This is a genomic window from Teredinibacter turnerae T7901, assembly GCF_000023025.1.
Taxonomy (GTDB): Bacteria; Pseudomonadota; Gammaproteobacteria; order Pseudomonadales; family Cellvibrionaceae; genus Teredinibacter; species Teredinibacter turnerae_B.
This window is the reverse complement of sequence record NC_012997.1, coordinates 2,519,032-2,540,935: the sequence shown is the minus strand read 5'-3', so window position 1 is coordinate 2,540,935 and position 21,904 is coordinate 2,519,032. Positions and strand designations below refer to the sequence as shown.

3 protein-coding genes are annotated in these 21,904 nt (G+C 57.4%); all 3 read left to right on the top strand.

Annotated elements, in window-relative coordinates:
- The 3 genes from TERTU_RS10320 (at position 1) to TERTU_RS10310 (ending at position 21,862) form a co-directional block, all read left to right on the top strand.
- Positions 1-8,058, top strand: coding sequence for a non-ribosomal peptide synthetase (locus TERTU_RS10320; protein WP_015818373.1), 8,058 nt, complete (start codon positions 1-3; stop codon positions 8,056-8,058).
- Positions 8,058-20,135: a non-ribosomal peptide synthetase gene (locus TERTU_RS21365; RefSeq protein ID WP_015817911.1), complete on the top strand. Its 12,078-nt coding sequence runs from the start codon at positions 8,058-8,060 to the stop codon at positions 20,133-20,135. The genes TERTU_RS10320 and TERTU_RS21365 overlap by 1 nt, the downstream gene beginning before the upstream one ends.
- Before the next feature lie 131 nt (positions 20,136-20,266).
- Positions 20,267-21,862 (top strand): MBL fold metallo-hydrolase, encoded by a 1,596-nt coding sequence (locus tag TERTU_RS10310; RefSeq protein ID WP_015818468.1) that lies wholly within the window; start codon positions 20,267-20,269, stop codon positions 21,860-21,862.
- Positions 21,863-21,904: the final 42 nt, after the last annotated feature.

Here is a 21,904-nt window from a genome sequence, read left to right as displayed (position 1 = left end):
ATGAGCGCGCAGAATCACGTTTTGAATGTAATAAAGCAGCTTAATACGCAAGGCGTCGAGCTGGCCCTCGATGGCGACAAGCTGAAAGCACGTAGCCAAAAAGGCAACTTAACGCCACCGATCGTGGCATTGATAAAGCAGCACAAAGCCGATCTTTTGGATCATCTTAAAGCCGCATCGCATGCAGCGAGTACGGCTCAGCGACTTCCGTTGGAGGCTGTACCAAGAGACGGAACAACAATCCCGCTCTCCTACGCGCAGCAGCGTTTATGGTTTGTAGACCGGTTGTCGGGAGGTAGTGCGCACTACAATATTCCGTCGGCACTGCGGTTATCGGGTGCGTTTGATGTGGTGTCGGCGGAGCAGGCGCTGCAGCGGATCGTTGCGCGTCACGAGCCGCTGCGCACGGTGTTTCGCGAGAGCGGGGAGGGCGCCGAGCAGGTGATCCGGGAACAGGTTGAGTTCACGCTTCGTCGCACCGATTTGCGCGAACGGCCTGCAGCCGAACAAACCGCAGCGGTACAGGCCGCGGTGGATGCCGATGCATTGACCGCGTTTGACCTGGAGCGCGACGTGTTATTGCGCGCGCATTTTCTCGATTTGGGCGTGGACGATGGCGTACTGCTGTTTACCATGCACCACATTGTGTCCGATGGCTGGTCCATGGGCGTACTGGTCGATGAGTTCATCACCCAGTATCAGGCGGTTCAGGCTGGCGAGCCTGATCCACTGCCACCCTTGACCATTCAATACGCCGACTTCGCCCACTGGCAGCGCCAGTACCTGCAAGGTGAACTGCGTGACCAGCAGCTGGACTTCTGGCGCACGACCCTCGCCGACCTGCCGCCGGTGCACAGCCTGCCGCTGGACCGCCCGCGCCCGGCTGAACCGGGACACACCGGTGGCCACGCCAATGTCACCGTTGCACCGGCCACCACCGCCGCCCTTAAACAGCTGGCGCAAGCGCACAACGCCACCGTGTTTATGGTCCTGCACGCCGCCGCCACCTTGTGGTTGAGCCGCCACAGTCACAGCCGTGACATCGTGCTGGGCACCCCGGTCGCCAACCGCCTCGACGCCCAGCTGCAACCGCTGGTGGGCTTCTTTGTTAACTCGCTGGTGCTGCGCACCCAGGTGCCTGACAGCGACAGCCGCTTTAGCGACTACCTGGCCCAGGTCCGCAACGTCAACCTCGACGCCCAGGCCCATCAGGATATTCCGTTCGAACTGCTGGTCGACGACCTCAAGCCCGAGCGCACCCCGCAGTACGCACCGCTGTTCCAGATCATGTTCAGCATGAACACCAACACCGCAAGCGGCCGCAGCCTGCCAGGCTTAACCCTGAGCCCCCTGGCCAGCGATGCCATTACCGCCAAGTTCGACCTGATCATTGCGGTAGAAGAACATGACGATGAGGCGCTCACCGTCACCCTCGAGTACAACTGCGATCTCTGGCACGCCGCCACGGTTGAGGCGATGGCCGCCCGCTATGGCACCTTGTTGCAAGGCTTGGCCGCCAACCCCAACAGCCGGCTCAGCGACCTGCCGCTACTGACCGACAGCGAACACCAGTGGCTGCAACAGCACAACGCCACCCACAGCGACTATCCCCGCGATACCGATCTGACCGCACTGGTTGCCGCCCGCGCCGCCCAGCACCCGCAGCGCATCGCCGCCCGCTACGGCGACGCCAGTCTGACCTACGCCGCCCTTGATCAGCGCGCCAATGGTGTCGCCCATCACCTGGTGGATCATGGCGTGCGCCCCGGTGATCACGTGGGGCTGTATGTGGAGCGTTCGCTGGACATGCTGGTCGGCATGCTGGGTATCCTTAAAGCCGGTGGTGCCTATGTGCCGCTGGATACCACATACCCCGCCGACCGTCTCGCGTACATGGTGCAAGACGCCGGTGTGCACTGCGTGTTGACCCAATCACACCTGCCGCCACTGGCGTCAGTTAATCCGGTGGCGCTGGACCAGTGGCAGCGCAGTACAGACCACCCGCCCGCCGTGACCATTGCGCCCACCGATCGCGCCTACGTGATTTACACCTCCGGCTCCACCGGCCAACCCAAAGGCGTCGCGGTAACCCATCGCAACGTCGTGCGCCTGGTACACCCGGGCAGCGCGGCGCGCAACGACTACCCGGTGGTTGAGACCGATATCGTCGCCCAGGCCTCCAACCACGCCTTCGATGCCGCCACCTTTGAAGTCTGGGGCGCCTTAACCCAGGGCGCCCAGCTGGTGGGGATTAGCAAAGACGACCTGCTTGACCCGGTAACCCTGCGCCAGCAACTGCGCGATCAGCACGTCAGCGTCCTGTTTGTCACCACCGCACTGTTTAACCAGATCGCCCAGGCCGCCCCCGACAGCTTTGCCCATGTGCGGGTGCTTCGCTTCGGCGGTGAAGCGGTCGATAACCAGTGGGTGCGCACCATCCTCCACCATGGTCGGCCTGCGCACCTGCTTCACGTGTACGGTCCCACCGAGAACACCACCTTCAGCACCGCTTACGAGGTCACAGAGGCCGAGACCGCGAGTTATCCCATCGGCTTTCCGCTGGCACAGTCCAGTGTCCATGTCCTGGACCCGTGGCAACAGCCGGTCCCGCAGGGCAGTGAAGGGGAACTCTACGTGGGTGGCGATGGGGTTGCCGACGGCTATTGGCAGCGACCGGAACTCAACGCCGAGCGCTTTGTACGCGATCCGTTCAACTCCGACCCGGGCGCGCGGCTGTACCGCACCGGTGACCTGGTGCGCATGCGCGCTGACGGCGCACTGGTGTTTGTCGGCCGTGTCGACCACCAGATTAAGCTGCGCGGCTTCCGCATTGAACTGGGCGAGATCGAGCAGGCCTTGCTGGCACAGCCCGGTATCCGCTCAGCCATTGTGATCCTGCGCGAAGACAGCCCCGGGCAAAAAGCCCTCTGTGCCTATGTCGTCAGTGATGAGCATCCCAGTCTGGATGCCGCGACCGCCGATGCCCTGCGCACCCGCCTGCGCGACGCCTTACAACAGGACCTGCCGGACTACATGGTGCCCGCCGCCATTGAACCCCTGGCCGCCTTGCCGCTCACCGCCAACGGCAAGATCGACCGCAACGCCTTACCGGTACCCACCCTGAGCGAGTCCGCCGGGGCCGACTACCAGCCCCCGGCCAACGCCATCGAACAGCAACTGGTCAACCTCTGGGCGGAGCTGCTGGGTCGCGATCCCGCCACCTTGAGTGTCAACGCCAACTTCTTCGAACTGGGCGGCGACTCGATACTGTCGATCCAACTGGTCTCGCGGGCATTGCAACAGGGCTTGCAGCTGAGTGTGAAACAGCTTTTTGCCCACCAGACCATCCGCCGCCTCGCGCCGTGCGTGACGCAAGGGCAGGGTATCGCTATCCCGCAGGGGCCGGTCACCGGCGCCATGCCACTGCTGCCGATCCAGCGCCGGTTTTTACAAGAAGCGGGCGACCGCCAGCATTTTAATCAGGCCGTCCTGTTACGTGTTCCTGCCGACCTGGACAGCGCCGCACTGCAAGCGGTGGTGCACCACTGGTATCAACGCCACGATGCCTTGCGCCTGCGCTTTGTGCAGGATGCCAACCACCACTGGAGCGCCGAGCACCAGCCGTTGGACGACGCTATGCTGGCCGCCAGCTGGGAACAGGTAGACTACCGCGATGCCGACAGTGTAAGTCGCAACGCCCAGACCCAGCAGCGCGCCATGAACATCCACACCGGCCCGCTGTTTAAAGCGATCCACTACCGGCCAGACGACGGTGCCCCAGACGGTTACCGGCTGTTGCTGGTAGCACACCACCTGATTGTCGACGGGGTGTCCTGGCGTATCTTGCTGGACGACGCACAACAGTGGCTGGGTCAGGCCAGCCGGGGCCAACCGCTACGGCCTGCCGCCAAGACCAGTGCCTACCAGCAGTGGGGCGAGTGGTTGCAGGATTACGTTCACAGTGACGCCTTCCAGTCGCAAAAGGCCTACTGGCATCAGCAGATATCACGCCTGGCCAGTGCCGACGCACAGCGACTGCACGCCGAACAACCGCGCTGCCAGCACGGCGACGCCGGGCACATCACCCTCGACTGGAGCGCCGAACACACCCGCGCGCTGCTGTCCCAGGCCGGGCGCGCCTACCGCACCCAGGTCAATGAGCTGCTGCTGTCCGGGCTGCTGCTGGGGCTTAGCCGCTGGTCCGGTTGTACTCAGGTCCTTATCGACCTGGAAGGGCACGGCCGTGAGAGCCGCGACGAACGCATCGACCTCACGCAAACCGTGGGCTGGTTTACCAGCGTTTACCCCCTGGCGTTGAGTCTGCCGGACGGCGACAACGACGACCTGGGCCGGTTAATCCAGCAGGTAAAACAGCAGTACCGCGCGGTGCCCGATCACGGTATCGGCTATGGCCTGCTGCGCTATCTGGCCGATGACCCGGTGCTGGCCGATGGGCCCCAGGCCCCGGTGGTGTTCAATTACCTCGGCCAGTTCGACCAGGTCGTCAACGACGATGGCCCGTTCGCGGGGGCACCGGAATCCCGTGGCGATGACGTCAGTCCTGAGCGCGCCATGAGCCATGCGTTGAACTTCAACGGCCTGGTCGCCGACGGCTGCCTGTCGTTTGACTTGAGTTATGACCCCCAGCAATACAGTGCCGAGACCATGGCGGCGCTGGCGGACGCGGTGCAACACAGTGTGACGGCGTTGATCCAACACTGCCTGGACCCGGAAAGCGGTGCCGTCAGTGCCGCGGACTTCCCGTTGGTGGCTATGGACGATGCCGTGGTGCGGGACTGGCCACACCAGCTCAACTGCCGGCCAAGGGATGTGGAAGACCTCTATCCCGCCACCCCGATGCAATCCGGCTTACTGTTCCACAGCCTGTTGGTACGCAGCGCCTACGTCACCCAATTGCGGCTGACCTTCGAGGGGGATCTCGACACCCAGGCCTTCCGCCAGGCCTGGCACACCTTGCAGCAACGCCACGCCATCTTCCGCACCGCCTTTGTGGGCGAAGATCACGGCCAGTTGCACCAGGCGGTACTCGCCAATGCGCCGGTTCCCTGGCATAGCGATAACCTGCGCCACTTATCGGCCGAGGCGCAAAATGCCCATATCGAAGCGTATCGCGACGCCGAATACGAGGCGGGGTTTAATCTGCATGCGGCACCACTGATGGCCGTTGCGCTGTTCCAGACCCTGAGCGCGGCGGGCGAACCGCAAACGCAGCTGCTGTGGAGTCACCATCACGCCCTCAGTGATGGCTGGTGCCTGGGGCTGATCTTCAGCGAACTGCAAAGCGCTTACCGCGCCGCATTACACGGGCAGGCCCCCGCGCTGCCCCCGGTCACCCCGTACCGCGAGTACATTGCTTGGTGGCAGCGCCAGGACATGGCCGCCGCGCGCACCTACTGGCAGCAGGTGCTGGCCGATATCGACGGCCCGACCCCCTTACCCGGTGGACGGGTGAGCGTCGACGACCTCGCCGCACCGGCCGTCCAGCATCACCTGCAGCTCAGCGCCGCCGCCAGCGACCGCCTCAGCGCCCTGGCGCGATCCACACAAACCACCGTCAACACCCTGTTACAGGCGGCCTGGTCTTACCTCCTGGCACGCTACAGCGGTGACGATACCGTCGTGTTCGGCACCACGGTCTCCGGACGGCCCGCCGACCTGCCCGGTGTGGAAAGTATGGTTGGCCTGTTTATCAATACCTTGCCCGTGGTGGTGACCGTCCCCAACGACAGCCCCATCGAGACCTGGCTGCAGACACTCCATCAGCAACAACATGCGCGCAACACCTACAGCTACATCCCGCTGGCGGATCTTCAGCGGGAGCGGGGCATCAGCCCGCTGTTTGACAGCCTGCTGGTGTTTGAAAACTACCCGGTGGATCGCTTGCGCGAGCAACGTGATGAGGTCGATCCGGCGGCGTTGCGGGTGGTCGGTAGCGCCAGCGTGGAAGCCACCAACTACCCCTTATCGATCACCGCCAGCCTGTCGGACTGCCTGCATGTGAAACTGACCTATCAGCCGGCCCAGTTGTCCCAGGCCCAGGTGGAACGCCTGGGGCAGCAGCTGTTGCGGGTGCTGCAACAACTGGACAGCGCCACGCACGTCGGCGAGCTGAGTCTGCTCAGTGCGGCGGAGACCCAGCAGGCGCTCACCGCGCTGCAAGGGCCGAGGGTGGCGTACCCCGATACCTGCCTGCACACCCAGTTCGAAGCCCAGGTCACACGGACACCGGATGCAATAGCGGTTGTCGCCGACGACGGCGAACTCAGCTATGCCCAGCTAAACGCGCAAGCAAACCAGGTGGCGCGGGCGTTGCGGGCGAGGGGGGTTAGCACCCAGACCCTGGTTGGCCTGTGCGCCACGCGGTCTTGCGCCATGCTGGTCGGCCTGATCGGCATCCTCAAAGCCGGCGCTGCCTATGTGCCTATCGACCCGAACTACCCGCCTGCGCGGCAGACGCACCTGTTGGAAGACAGCGGCGTCAACTGGGTGGTCACCGCCGGGGTCAGCGAACTCGCCAGCACCGAGCACCAGTGCCAAACCCTCGCCCTCGACAGCGACCACATCCAGGCCGAACTCCTTACCCTGGATAACGACAACCTCAACCTCAGCGACATCAACCCCCGCGCGCTCGCCTATGTCATCTACACATCCGGATCTACCGGAAAGCCTAAGGGTGCGCAGGTGTACCAGTACAGTTTCAGCAATCTCTGTGCATGGTATGCAACGAGCCTTGGCGAAATCTCGCGCGGGCATGTGCTTGTATTCAGTTCTTTGTCTTTCGACTTAACCCAAAAAAACCTTTGGACGCCGCTGTTTAAAGGCGGCACTCTGGTGCTTCACGAAGCGTCATTCTTCGATCCGAAAGTCATTAACAACACAATTGCCAAACACCGTATCGACTATATCAATTGTGCCCCGAGCGCCTTTTATCCATTACTCGAGCAATGCAATGCGGAAACCGAAATTGCGGGCCTGAAAGCGGTTTATCTCGGCGGTGAACCTATTGCCTGGGCCAGAGTGCGCGACTGGTTTTTAACGAGCGATTGTCGGCTTTGGAATTCTTATGGTCCCACCGAGTGCACAGATGTGGTGGCGGCATATGAGTTTGATCGTGACGATGCATTGTTAAGTGAAAACGCCTGGAATCCGCCAGTTGGGAATGCGCTTGCCAATATACATCTATTCGTATTGGACGAATCACTCAAGCCATGCCCGCAAGGTGTTGCTGGTGATTTGTATATCGGTGGTGAGTGCGTCGGAGCCGGTTATTTTGGCAATACGTCCCTGACCAAAGAAAAATTTATTCCTCACCCTCATTCTCTCCGTTCAGATGCGGAAGAAAAAATTTATAAAACAGGTGATAGAGCCTATTGGAATGAATCAGGCGGTATTTATTTTATTGGTCGTGACGACGACCAAGTAAAAATTCGCGGCTACAGAATTTCGCTGTCCGAAATTGAGCGTCATCTCGGAATGCTTACGGCAGTAAAACGCGCTGTGGTTCTGGCCCAAAATGGTTCACTTGTGGCATATGTGGTACCGGAAAATCTGAATCAGAACGCAGAGCAAAAAGAAACGCTTATCACCCAGTTGTTAGGCGAGCTGGGAACGCGATTGCCGGAATACATGGTCCCCAGTCGACTAATGCTGCTCGATGCGATACCGCTCTCACCCAATGGAAAGGTTGATAAGAAAGCACTGCCGGCGATTGACACTCTTAGCCATCTCCAGGAGTTAACACCCTTAACTACTGATACGCAACGCAAGCTTGCCGGTATTTGGGCAAAGGTATTGAGCATCCCTACGGAAGCCATTGGGGCAAACTCTCATTTTCTTCGTCTCGGCGGTCACTCATTGCTGGTGGTGCAACTGGCCTCCGAAATACGTCGCGAGTTCGCGATTGAAATTGAAATTAGTGCACTGTTTGAATCAGCCGTTCTGGAACATACCGCCAAACAAATAGACAGCATTCAGTTACAACACTATTTAAAGCAGCGGGAAGCCGCAGTAGAAATAAAAAGTGAAGGATCTCTGTAATGGTTGAAGCCTTAATAAAACGCGCTGCAGAAGCGGGCGTATTTCTTTTCGTCGAAGATCGCGGGCTGCGTTTCAAATTATCGGTGGATGAATTTCCTGAATCAATAAAGCAGGAGATCCTGGCGCACAAGCCAGCGATTATCGACTATTTAACGCTGGCATCTGAGAAATCCGATACATCTGAACTATATCGGATCAGCCCGGTACCCAGAGATGGTCAACGTCTACCGGCGTCTTTTTCTCAGCAGCGCTTATGGTTTATCGATGCGATGGATGGGGGTAGTCAAGGTTATCACTTGTCTGGAGCGTTTTCGGTAACAGGTGATTTTGATGAGGCTATTGCAGAGGCAAGTTTACAAAACCTGATCAATCGCCATGAGGTCTTGCGCTCAGTCTATGAGCACGACGGTGAAACAATCTGGCAGCAGGTTCAGGACTACCCCAGTTTTAATCTGGAACGTGTTCTCCTCGATGATCTATCCGATAGGGAATTCACATTAACAGTTAACACAGAGATTACAAGCTTCGCCAACAGGCCGTTCGATCTGGCAAATGACCTCATGCTGCGCGCCTGCTTCTTTCGTCAAAGCGAAAGTCACGGGGTTTTACAGTTTACTCTCCACCACATCGCGGCCGATGGTTGGTCATTAAATTTGCTAATGAGCGAATTCTCGCAGCTTTATGAGGCAATTGCCGACAGAAAGACCTCTTGGGACGCTTGCAGCCAGGACAACAAAGATTCAAGTCAGCATTCGGTGGCCAACTACATTTTACCGGAGCTGAATATTCAGTATGCAGATTATGCTCACTGGCAAAAAAAGTTTCTCCAGAGCGACCTGTTCAGTAATCAGCTGGCTTACTGGAAAATTCAACTTGCCGACCTTCCGCAGGTCCACAGTTTACCGTTAGATTTTCCTCGCTTACCCGTCCAGAGCAAGCAAGGGGCGCAGTACATCAGTCGTTGTGCATTTGGTCTGAGTGAATTAAAAGCCTTTGCTGCTGAACAGGGTATTACGCCATTTATGCTGTTGCAGGGTGTTTTTGCACTGCTGATTGCGCGCCACAGTCAAGATGGCGATGTGGTTATGGGTACGCCAATCGCGAATCGGGTAGACGAAGCCAGTGAACATCTTGTCGGCTTTTTTGCCAACACCCTGGTGTTGCGAACCCTGTGTGACGACAATCTCCAGGCTGAGAATTTTCTGCAACATATTAAAGCGGTCCATGTTGCTGCCCAAGCCAACCAGGATGTGCCTTTTGATTATTTGGTTGATGTTCTTAACCCGCCGAGAAGCACCAGTCACGATCCGGTTTTTCAGATCCTGTTTAGCATGAATACTGTGGCGGAAACCGGCCAAAGTAACGAGCGCTGGAATCTGAAGTCCTTGGCAACCGACGTTACTTCAGCCAATTTTGAGATAACGCTAGACGTTCAAACACACGGCGAAGAGTTGGACTTCCATTTCATTTACAGTACGGATTTATTTACGCCGGCTTCCATTCATCGTTTGGCTGCCCACTACCAAACGCTGTTGCAAGGGGTAATGGAAAACTCAACCCAAACGATAATGCAACTGCCATTGATGACTGGCATCGAGTTAGATGAACTTAGCGAAATTGCAGAGGACCAGGTCTCACTGGAAGACCTAAGCGGAACCAGTGAATTTAGTAACACCTGTATTCATCAGCTGTTTGAACGTCAAGCTGAGATGTCCTCAGAAGGTGTTGCTATCCATTGCGGCGATGAGTCTCTCACGTATAGAGAACTGAACCAGCGCGCAAACCGCCTAGCTCACTATCTGCTGGAGCAGGGCGTGCAACGGGAAACACCGGTCGGGGTGTCGATGCCTCGCAGTATGGATTTGGTCGTCGCATTGTTGGCAGTATTAAAAGCTGGTGGCGCTTATGTGCCAATGGACCCGGCATATCCAACACAACGACTGAAAAACATTATTACGAGCAGTGGTTTACAAATCATACTCAGCACTTCAAACGTACCGCTCGATACGAGCGATTCCTCGCTCCAAATTATTCAGGTCGATAACATCTGGGAGCCGCTGCAATGTTATGCGGTGACAAACCCGAACCTTCCAGTTACAGCAAGTAATCTGGCGTATATTATATATACCTCCGGCTCAACCGGTTTACCCAAAGGTGTTGAAATTGAGCATCGCAATACCTGTGCTATGTTGCGCTGGGCGCAAACGGTCTTTTCGGTCGAGGAGTTATCGTTAACCCTCGCAAGCACCTCTATTAATTTCGATTTGTCAGTGTTTGAGATTTTTCTGCCTCTGGTGTCCGGCGCGACTGTTTTACTCGTTGAAAATATCCTCGCGCTGATCGATCAGCCGTATTTCCCTACACTGATAAATACGGTGCCGTCCGGTATCGCGGCTTTAATCGACGCGGATTGTATCCCAAGCTCGGCAATTACAATAAATCTGGCCGGTGAGCCACTGCCGGAAGCAACAGTCAACGCATTACTCACGGGTTCTCAATGTGAGCGGGTGTTGAATCTTTACGGGCCATCGGAAGATACGACCTATTCAACCATTGCCGAATACAGAGAACCTACCAGCAAAGTCACTATTGGGCGGCCTATATATTTTTCTCAAGCGTATATTCTGGATGCGTACTTGGAGCCAGTACCTAAAGGTGTTGTTGGCGAGCTCTATCTTGCTGGAGAAGGTGTCGCTCGAGGTTACCGCAATCGTACTGACCTTACGGATGAGCGTTTTATTACTACACCATTTACTGGCGATTCACGCCTATACAAAACCGGTGATTTGGTGCGTTGGCTGGATACCAATGAGCTGGAATATTTAGGGCGCGCAGACGATCAGGTCAAAATCCGCGGATTTCGTATTGAGTTGGAGGAAATTAAGCAGCAACTTCTCCAATTCTACGCAGTAAAGTCGGCGGCCGTTATTGTGTGTACAGATACATCTTCGGGGCCCTATATTGCAGCCTACGTCACGTTGACTGAAACTATCCCTTACCCCGAAGACAAGCTACAAAAACATATCAAGCAAGTACTGCCCGATTATATGGTGCCGTCGGTATTTGTGATTCTAGAAACAATGCCACTTACGGCGAATGGAAAGATTAATAAAAAGGCATTGCCGGTACCCGAACGCGCAGTGGCAAGTGCTGAATTTGTTGCGCCGAGCTCTATTTTGGAAAAACAGGTGGCGGGAATCTGGGCGGAATTATTTCAGCTTCCCGTAGATTCCATTAGTCGCAATGGAAATTTTTTCTCACTGGGCGGGCATTCACTGTTAACCATTCGCTTGATTACGCTCATCGCCAAACGTATGAGCGCGGACATTTCAATTCGCGATGTGTTTGAGAACAGCACTTTGTCACAATTGGCTGACTGTATTGCTCGGAGTGAAAACAACAGCATCCACAAGCTGCCTTTAGTTGCACAACCCCGCAGCTTTACGTGCAATGAAGATCAGCGCCAAGCTGAGGTATGTTTCCCGCTCTCCTACGCGCAGCAGCGTTTATGGTTTGTAGACCGGTTGTCGGGAGGTAGTGCGCACTACAATATTCCGTCGGCACTGCGGTTATCGGGTGCGTTTGATGTGGTGTCGGCGGAGCAGGCGCTGCAGCGGATCGTTGCGCGTCACGAGCCGCTGCGCACGGTGTTTCGCGAGAGCGGGGAGGGCGCCGAGCAGGTGATCCGGGAACAGGTTGAGTTCACGCTTCGTCGCACCGATTTGCGCGAACGGCCTGCAGCCGAACAAACCGCAGCGGTACAGGCCGCGGTGGATGCCGATGCATTGACCGCGTTTGACCTGGAGCGCGACGTGTTATTGCGCGCGCATTTTCTCGATTTGGGCGTGGACGATGGCGTACTGCTGTTTACCATGCACCACATTGTGTCCGATGGCTGGTCCATGGGCGTACTGGTCGATGAGTTCATCACCCAGTATCAGGCGGTTCAGGCTGGCGAGCCTGATCCACTGCCACCCTTGACCATTCAATACGCCGACTTCGCCCACTGGCAGCGCCAGTACCTGCAAGGTGAACTGCGTGACCAGCAGCTGGACTTCTGGCGCACGACCCTCGCCGACCTGCCGCCGGTGCACAGCCTGCCGCTGGACCGCCCGCGCCCGGCTGAACCGGGACACACCGGTGGCCACGCCAATGTCACCGTTGCACCGGCCACCACCGCCGCCCTTAAACAGCTGGCGCAAGCGCACAACGCCACCGTGTTTATGGTCCTGCACGCCGCCGCCACCTTGTGGTTGAGCCGCCACAGTCACAGCCGTGACATCGTGCTGGGCACCCCGGTCGCCAACCGCCTCGACGCCCAGCTGCAACCGCTGGTGGGCTTCTTTGTTAACTCGCTGGTGCTGCGCACCCAGGTGCCTGACAGCGACAGCCGCTTTAGCGACTACCTGGCCCAGGTCCGCAACGTCAACCTCGACGCCCAGGCCCATCAGGATATTCCGTTCGAACTGCTGGTCGACGACCTCAAGCCCGAGCGCACCCCGCAGTACGCACCGCTGTTCCAGATCATGTTCAGCATGAACACCAACACCGCAAGCGGCCGCAGCCTGCCAGGCTTAACCCTGAGCCCCCTGGCCAGCGATGCCATTACCGCCAAGTTCGACCTGATCATTGCGGTAGAAGAACATGACGATGAGGCGCTCACCGTCACCCTCGAGTACAACTGCGATCTCTGGCACGCCGCCACGGTTGAGGCGATGGCCGCCCGCTATGGCACCTTGTTGCAAGGCTTGGCCGCCAACCCCAACAGCCGGCTCAGCGACCTGCCGCTACTGACCGACAGCGAACACCAGTGGCTGCAACAGCACAACGCCACCCACAGCGACTATCCCCGCGATACCGATCTGACCGCACTGGTTGCCGCCCGCGCCGCCCAGCACCCGCAGCGCATCGCCGCCCGCTACGGCGACGCCAGTCTGACCTACGCCGCCCTTGATCAGCGCGCCAATGGTGTCGCCCATCACCTGGTGGATCATGGCGTGCGCCCCGGTGATCACGTGGGGCTGTATGTGGAGCGTTCGCTGGACATGCTGGTCGGCATGCTGGGTATCCTTAAAGCCGGTGGTGCCTATGTGCCGCTGGATACCACATACCCCGCCGACCGTCTCGCGTACATGGTGCAAGACGCCGGTGTGCACTGCGTGTTGACCCAATCACACCTGCCGCCACTGGCGTCAGTTAATCCGGTGGCGCTGGACCAGTGGCAGCGCAGTACAGACCACCCGCCCGCCGTGACCATTGCGCCCACCGATCGCGCCTACGTGATTTACACCTCCGGCTCCACCGGCCAACCCAAAGGCGTCGCGGTAACCCATCGCAACGTCGTGCGCCTGGTACACCCGGGCAGCGCGGCGCGCAACGACTACCCGGTGGTTGAGACCGATATCGTCGCCCAGGCCTCCAACCACGCCTTCGATGCCGCCACCTTTGAAGTCTGGGGCGCCTTAACCCAGGGCGCCCAGCTGGTGGGGATTAGCAAAGACGACCTGCTTGACCCGGTAACCCTGCGCCAGCAACTGCGCGATCAGCACGTCAGCGTCCTGTTTGTCACCACCGCACTGTTTAACCAGATCGCCCAGGCCGCCCCCGACAGCTTTGCCCATGTGCGGGTGCTTCGCTTCGGCGGTGAAGCGGTCGATAACCAGTGGGTGCGCACCATCCTCCACCATGGTCGGCCTGCGCACCTGCTTCACGTGTACGGTCCCACCGAGAACACCACCTTCAGCACCGCTTACGAGGTCACAGAGGCCGAGACCGCGAGTTATCCCATCGGCTTTCCGCTGGCACAGTCCAGTGTCCATGTCCTGGACCCGTGGCAACAGCCGGTCCCGCAGGGCAGTGAAGGGGAACTCTACGTGGGTGGCGATGGGGTTGCCGACGGCTATTGGCAGCGACCGGAACTCAACGCCGAGCGCTTTGTACGCGATCCGTTCAACTCCGACCCGGGCGCGCGGCTGTACCGCACCGGTGACCTGGTGCGCATGCGCGCTGACGGCGCACTGGTGTTTGTCGGCCGTGTCGACCACCAGATTAAGCTGCGCGGCTTCCGCATTGAACTGGGCGAGATCGAGCAGGCCTTGCTGGCACAGCCCGGTATCCGCTCAGCCATTGTGATCCTGCGCGAAGACAGCCCCGGGCAAAAAGCCCTCTGTGCCTATGTCGTCAGTGATGAGCATCCCAGTCTGGATGCCGCGACCGCCGATGCCCTGCGCACCCGCCTGCGCGACGCCTTACAACAGGACCTGCCGGACTACATGGTGCCCGCCGCCATTGAACCCCTGGCCGCCTTGCCGCTCACCGCCAACGGCAAGATCGACCGCAACGCCTTACCGGTACCCACCCTGAGCGAGTCCGCCGGGGCCGACTACCAGCCCCCGGCCAACGCCATCGAACAGCAACTGGTCAACCTCTGGGCGGAGCTGCTGGGTCGCGATCCCGCCACCTTGAGTGTCAACGCCAACTTCTTCGAACTGGGCGGCGACTCGATACTGTCGATCCAACTGGTCTCGCGGGCATTGCAACAGGGCTTGCAGCTGAGTGTGAAACAGCTTTTTGCCCACCAGACCATCCGCCGCCTCGCGCCGTGCGTGACGCAAGGGCAGGGTATCGCTATCCCGCAGGGGCCGGTCACCGGCGCCATGCCACTGCTGCCGATCCAGCGCCGGTTTTTACAAGAAGCGGGCGACCGCCAGCATTTTAATCAGGCCGTCCTGTTACGTGTTCCTGCCGACCTGGACAGCGCCGCACTGCAAGCGGTGGTGCACCACTGGTATCAACGCCACGATGCCTTGCGCCTGCGCTTTGTGCAGGATGCCAACCACCACTGGAGCGCCGAGCACCAGCCGTTGGACGACGCTATGCTGGCCGCCAGCTGGGAACAGGTAGACTACCGCGATGCCGACAGTGTAAGTCGCAACGCCCAGACCCAGCAGCGCGCCATGAACATCCACACCGGCCCGCTGTTTAAAGCGATCCACTACCGGCCAGACGACGGTGCCCCAGACGGTTACCGGCTGTTGCTGGTAGCACACCACCTGATTGTCGACGGGGTGTCCTGGCGTATCTTGCTGGACGACGCACAACAGTGGCTGGGTCAGGCCAGCCGGGGCCAACCGCTACGGCCTGCCGCCAAGACCAGTGCCTACCAGCAGTGGGGCGAGTGGTTGCAGGATTACGTTCACAGTGACGCCTTCCAGTCGCAAAAGGCCTACTGGCATCAGCAGATATCACGCCTGGCCAGTGCCGACGCACAGCGACTGCACGCCGAACAACCGCGCTGCCAGCACGGCGACGCCGGGCACATCACCCTCGACTGGAGCGCCGAACACACCCGCGCGCTGCTGTCCCAGGCCGGGCGCGCCTACCGCACCCAGGTCAATGAGCTGCTGCTGTCCGGGCTGCTGCTGGGGCTTAGCCGCTGGTCCGGTTGTACTCAGGTCCTTATCGACCTGGAAGGGCACGGCCGTGAGAGCCGCGACGAACGCATCGACCTCACGCAAACCGTGGGCTGGTTTACCAGCGTTTACCCCCTGGCGTTGAGTCTGCCGGACGGCGACAACGACGACCTGGGCCGGTTAATCCAGCAGGTAAAACAGCAGTACCGCGCGGTGCCCGATCACGGTATCGGCTATGGCCTGCTGCGCTATCTGGCCGATGACCCGGTGCTGGCCGATGGGCCCCAGGCCCCGGTGGTGTTCAATTACCTCGGCCAGTTCGACCAGGTCGTCAACGACGATGGCCCGTTCGCGGGGGCACCGGAATCCCGTGGCGATGACGTCAGTCCTGAGCGCGCCATGAGCCATGCGTTGAACTTCAACGGCCTGGTCGCCGACGGCTGCCTGTCGTTTGACTTGAGTTATGACCCCCAGCAATACAGTGCCGAGACCATGGCGGCGCTGGCGGACGCGGTGCAACACAGTGTGACGGCGTTGATCCAACACTGCCTGGACCCGGAAAGCGGTGCCGTCAGTGCCGCGGACTTCCCGTTGGTGGCTATGGACGATGCCGTGGTGCGGGACTGGCCACACCAGCTCAACTGCCGGCCAAGGGATGTGGAAGACCTCTATCCCGCCACCCCGATGCAATCCGGCTTACTGTTCCACAGCCTGTTGGTACGCAGCGCCTACGTCACCCAATTGCGGCTGACCTTCGAGGGGGATCTCGACACCCAGGCCTTCCGCCAGGCCTGGCACACCTTGCAGCAACGCCACGCCATCTTCCGCACCGCCTTTGTGGGCGAAGATCACGGCCAGTTGCACCAGGCGGTACTCGCCAATGCGCCGGTTCCCTGGCATAGCGATAACCTGCGCCACTTATCGGCCGAGGCGCAAAATGCCCATATCGAAGCGTATCGCGACGCCGAATACGAGGCGGGGTTTAATCTGCATGCGGCACCACTGATGGCCGTTGCGCTGTTCCAGACCCTGAGCGCGGCGGGCGAACCGCAAACGCAGCTGCTGTGGAGTCACCATCACGCCCTCAGTGATGGCTGGTGCCTGGGGCTGATCTTCAGCGAACTGCAAAGCGCTTACCGCGCCGCATTACACGGGCAGGCCCCCGCGCTGCCCCCGGTCACCCCGTACCGCGAGTACATTGCTTGGTGGCAGCGCCAGGACATGGCCGCCGCGCGCACCTACTGGCAGCAGGTGCTGGCCGATATCGACGGCCCGACCCCCTTACCCGGTGGACGGGTGAGCGTCGACGACCTCGCCGCACCGGCCGTCCAGCATCACCTGCAGCTCAGCGCCGCCGCCAGCGACCGCCTCAGCGCCCTGGCGCGATCCACACAAACCACCGTCAACACCCTGTTACAGGCGGCCTGGTCTTACCTCCTGGCACGCTACAGCGGTGACGATACCGTCGTGTTCGGCACCACGGTCTCCGGACGGCCCGCCGACCTGCCCGGTGTGGAAAGTATGGTTGGCCTGTTTATCAATACCTTGCCCGTGGTGGTGACCGTCCCCAACGACAGCCCCATCGAGACCTGGCTGCAGACACTCCATCAGCAACAACATGCGCGCAACACCTACAGCTACATCCCGCTGGCGGATCTTCAGCGGGAGCGGGGCATCAGCCCGCTGTTTGACAGCCTGCTGGTGTTTGAAAACTACCCGGTGGATCGCTTGCGCGAGCAACGTGATGAGGTCGATCCGGCGGCGTTGCGGGTGGTCGGTAGCGCCAGCGTGGAAGCCACCAACTACCCCTTATCGATCACCGCCAGCCTGTCGGACTGCCTGCATGTGAAACTGACCTATCAGCCGGCCCAGTTGTCCCAGGCCCAGGTGGAACGCCTGGGGCAGCAGCTGTTGCGGGTGCTGCAACAACTGGACAGCGCCACGCACGTCGGCGAGCTGAGTCTGCTCAGTGCGGCGGAGACCCAGCAGGCGCTCACCGCGCTGCAAGGGCCGAGGGTGGCGTACCCCGATACCTGCCTGCACACCCAGTTCGAAGCCCAGGTCACACGGACACCGGATGCAATAGCGGTTGTCGCCGACGACGGCGAACTCAGCTATGCCCAGCTAAACGCGCAAGCAAACCAGGTGGCGCGGGCGTTGCGGGCGAGGGGGGTTAGCACCCAGACCCTGGTTGGCCTGTGCGCCACGCGGTCTTGCGCCATGCTGGTCGGCCTGATCGGCATCCTCAAAGCCGGCGCTGCCTATGTGCCTATCGACCCGAACTACCCGCCTGCGCGGCAGACGCACCTGTTGGAAGACAGCGGCGTCAACTGGGTGGTCACCGCCGGGGTCAGCGAACTCGCCAGCACCGAGCACCAGTGCCAAACCCTCGCCCTCGACAGCGACCACATCCAGGCCGAACTCCTTACCCTGGATAACGACAACCTCAACCTCAGCGACATCAACCCCCGCGCGCTCGCCTATGTCATCTACACCTCCGGATCTACCGGAAAGCCTAAGGGTGTGATGGTAGAGCATCGCTCGATAGTCAATCTTGCCTGCTGGATGAATGCGCTGGCGAATGAGCAATTTGGTCACCATGCGCAAAACTGGGCACTTAACGCGCCCGTTGCGTTTGATTCGTCTCTTAAAGTTATCACTCAGCTTGGCTTTGGTCGCACTTTATACCTGATAAATGCGGACATTCGCTTAGATCCAGACGCGCTCATAACTTATCTGACGGACAACGCGATTGATGTAGTTGACATGACGCCGTCACTTACCGAAATCGTTTTAACCTGCGCAGAAACCAGGGCGCGCCGTTTGCCACACATTCTGATTGGCGGTGAAGCGATAACTCAGCGTCTTTGGCAGCAACTGGTGAAAATTGGCAGTCAGATTGATCGCAATTTTATCAACGTTTACGGTCCAACAGAGGCAACGGTCGATACGACCTATGCCGTCATAAATGAAAGCCAGACAAGCACGATTGGTTTGCCAATAGATAATATGGTCGTGCACTTGCTGGACAGCAGTAGACGTAGTGTACCCGTCGGTTGTGCAGGGGAGATGTATATTGAGGGAACTGGCCTCGCGCGCGGATATTTAAACCGAGCGATGAACACTGAAGAGTCGTTTGTCACAGTCTCTATTGCAGGTCACGATCGGCGGCTTTACAAAACTGGCGACAAAGCACGCTTAACAGAGAAAGGGACCCTGGAGTTTATTGGTCGTACAGATAATCAGTTGAAAATTCGTGGTTTTAGAGTGGAGCTCGACGAAATCAACCAGCATGTGTCCGATCACCCCTCTGTTGTCACTTCATTCAGCTGTGCGCAGCACGGTAAAAATACGGGCACGCAAATCGTTACTTATGTAACCCTTGCCAGCGGGCCAGAAGACGATGCCACTCAGGTTGCCCAAATTAGACAGGCGTTGTTGTCCCTACTGCCAGACTTTATGGTTCCCGCGTTTATAGTCCCGCTCGACAAGCTGCCGCTAAACGAAAACGGCAAAATTGATAGATCGCGTTTGCCCATACCAGCAGAGACAATGGGCGATGGTGACGTAGTCAGACCGACGAACAAATTGGAAAGCCAACTTCTGTCGATCTGGAGCGAACTGTTAGAACTGGACGAGAACAGTATCAGCGTTACCCAAAATATATTCTCACTAGGCGCGCATTCATTACTCATGCTTAAGGTGTTGGCGAAAATGAAGCAGCAGGGAATTGACGCATCGCTCAAACAGCTTTATGAAAAACCATCTATTCGCGATTTTGCGCGAACACTAAAACAGCCAGGTACGCAAAATCATGGTCGATGTATTATCCGCTTAAATCAGTGCACACAGGGCAGTCCGCTATTTATATTTCATCCCTACGGCGGTCGCTGTGATGGCTATCTGGGTCTCGCCAAAGCACTCGAAAAAGTATGCCCTGTTTATGGTGTGCAAGCCCCCTTTAACGATAGTCAGGTAGTAAGGTTTGAACAGTTTAGCGAGTTGGCTGAATTTTATATTCATGAAATGCGCGCTTATCAACCATCAGGCCCGTACAACATCGCCGGTTGGTCAGCAGGGGGTAATATCGCAGCAATGGTCGCAAACAGGCTGGTTCGTCACAAGGACGAGGTACAGCGATTGTTTATCATCGACGCACTTTTACAACGTACCAATAAAGCGGAACAAACTGACGAGCAACACTTGATGGATGTGCTTCAAATAGAGCTCCAGGACGAAGAAAGTCCAGAAACGTCTTTTGTTCTTCCAAGTGATATCCAGTCAGCAATCAATGGTAAGCCCATGACAGAACAAATCACGCTCGTTGCGGATTACCTCGCGAACCTGACCGGTGCGGATAATCCTATGTCAGCCGAGCAGATCTCTGTGGGATTGCAATTTGGAATCGACTTTAACAAAGTCGACAGGTCTGTTCCGGAGTTCAGCATAGGCGGAAAGTCCATGCTAATTACCGCCTCCAAAAACCCATCGCAACTCAAGCGCGACATATTCGAAGACTGGCTTAACACCGTACATGCAAGTGAAAACCAGCACTGCGAAATCTCAGCGGAACATCACCTCATGATGCGTGGGGAAGCGGCAGCTGAGATTGGCGGGCTTATTAAAAAAGAGATGCAGCGAAATCGAAAATGGGTTTCGGCCTGATAGCTTTGTACTCAGAGCGAACGATTGGAGCGTTATCAGGGCGGGCATTGTAAAAAATGCCGCTTACCGCTGAACAATCTGCCGCTCTCCAAGAATCCAAGCTTTATGAATAAAGGAATTGAGTCAATCATATGAGCCAACAATTTTACTTAAAAGAAGACGTCTATATTGAACCACTGTTTAACCAATGGTACGCGTGGCCATATCTTATTGCCCCCGCAACCGCAGCTCGTCATATCACCAATACTCACCGCCGCATAATGAAGTCGTATGTAAAAAATCACGAACTGCATATATTGGCGAAGGACTATAACTCAATGACTGGTGGCGATTTCGTTGATTGTTCACTGGAACAATTGGGCGATATAAAGCGTTTGATTGGAGAAATTGAACAAAAATGCGGTGATCTGGTTTCTCTATCGACAGATATTAAAAAACTGAACGAACACGTGGCTAATCACACCAGCGGCGAAAGTATCGATTACCTTTATCAACAGGTACCCGACGGGTTAAAGGGATATGTTGAACTCTTTATGCACTTGGATCACCATCCATCCTATCGATTTATCGAACCGCTCATGTACCGCAGTCCGTATTACAAGCCGGAGCTACAGTCGCTTTCAATAGGTATGATTTCTAAAGTAGGGGATCGTCCATTCGTTTTTAGCACACCCAGACTGCCGGATGAAAACCATCTGCAAATTAATGCGCAATTTAATGACGAGTTCTGGGATATTTTATGCAAAAGCCGAGAAACACCAATATCAGCGAGCGAACTGGACGCCTTATTCGCCGATAAAACGCTGAATGGCGGGCTCTCAGTCGGTGAGATATTTACCGAAAGCGCACCCGCAAAACAATACGTTCGGCCAGCCGCGTCCGAAGTCCGATTAACCTATACCGGGCACGCCGGTTTTATGGTAGAAACATGCGAAGTGTGTGTGCTGATCGACCCAGTAATCGCGAGCAGAGGTGAGCAATACGCTGATGAAATTATTAGCTTCAGTGAACTTCCACCTTTTATTGATTACGTATGTGTAACCCATAATCATCAAGATCACATCAACATCGAGACGCTATTACAGCTTAGATACAAAATAGGCACTATTCTGGTCCCCAAAAATAACGGTGGCAGTTTAGCGGACCCCTCAATGAAGCTAATTTTGAGGCAACTAGGCTTTAAAGTGGAGGAAGTTGAAGACTTGGATCAAGTTAATTTGCCCGAAGGTAGAATAACCGCCATCCCATTCCTCGGCGAGCACGGCGACCTGGACATACGCAGTAAATCTGCGTGGCTGGTTGAGCTACAAGGTAAGAAATGCTTTTTCGGTGCAGATTCCGCCAACCCGGATATAAATTTGTACCGTCATTTGCAACCTCTATTACACGATGCCGACATTTTTGCTGTGGGCATGGAATGTGTCGGGGCACCCTACACCTGGTTATACGGCGCGCTTAACACAAAAAAAGTCGCACAGAATATTCGTGACTCGCGACGTTTGAACGGGTCGGATTCTACCCAGGCACTTGAAATAATTGACCTGTTGGCACCGAAAAGCGTATTTATTTATGCGCTTGGGATGGAGCCATGGTACAAGTACTTTATCGGTCTGGATTACACCGACGATGCAGAGCAAATACAGGAGTCACAAAAAGCTTTAGACGAATGCGAAAAGCGCAATATTCCAGCTGAACGATTATTCGGAAAAAAAATAATCGTACTCTAATACTCTGCTGAAAATTATGTTTAGTGGGGGATTTACCCCACT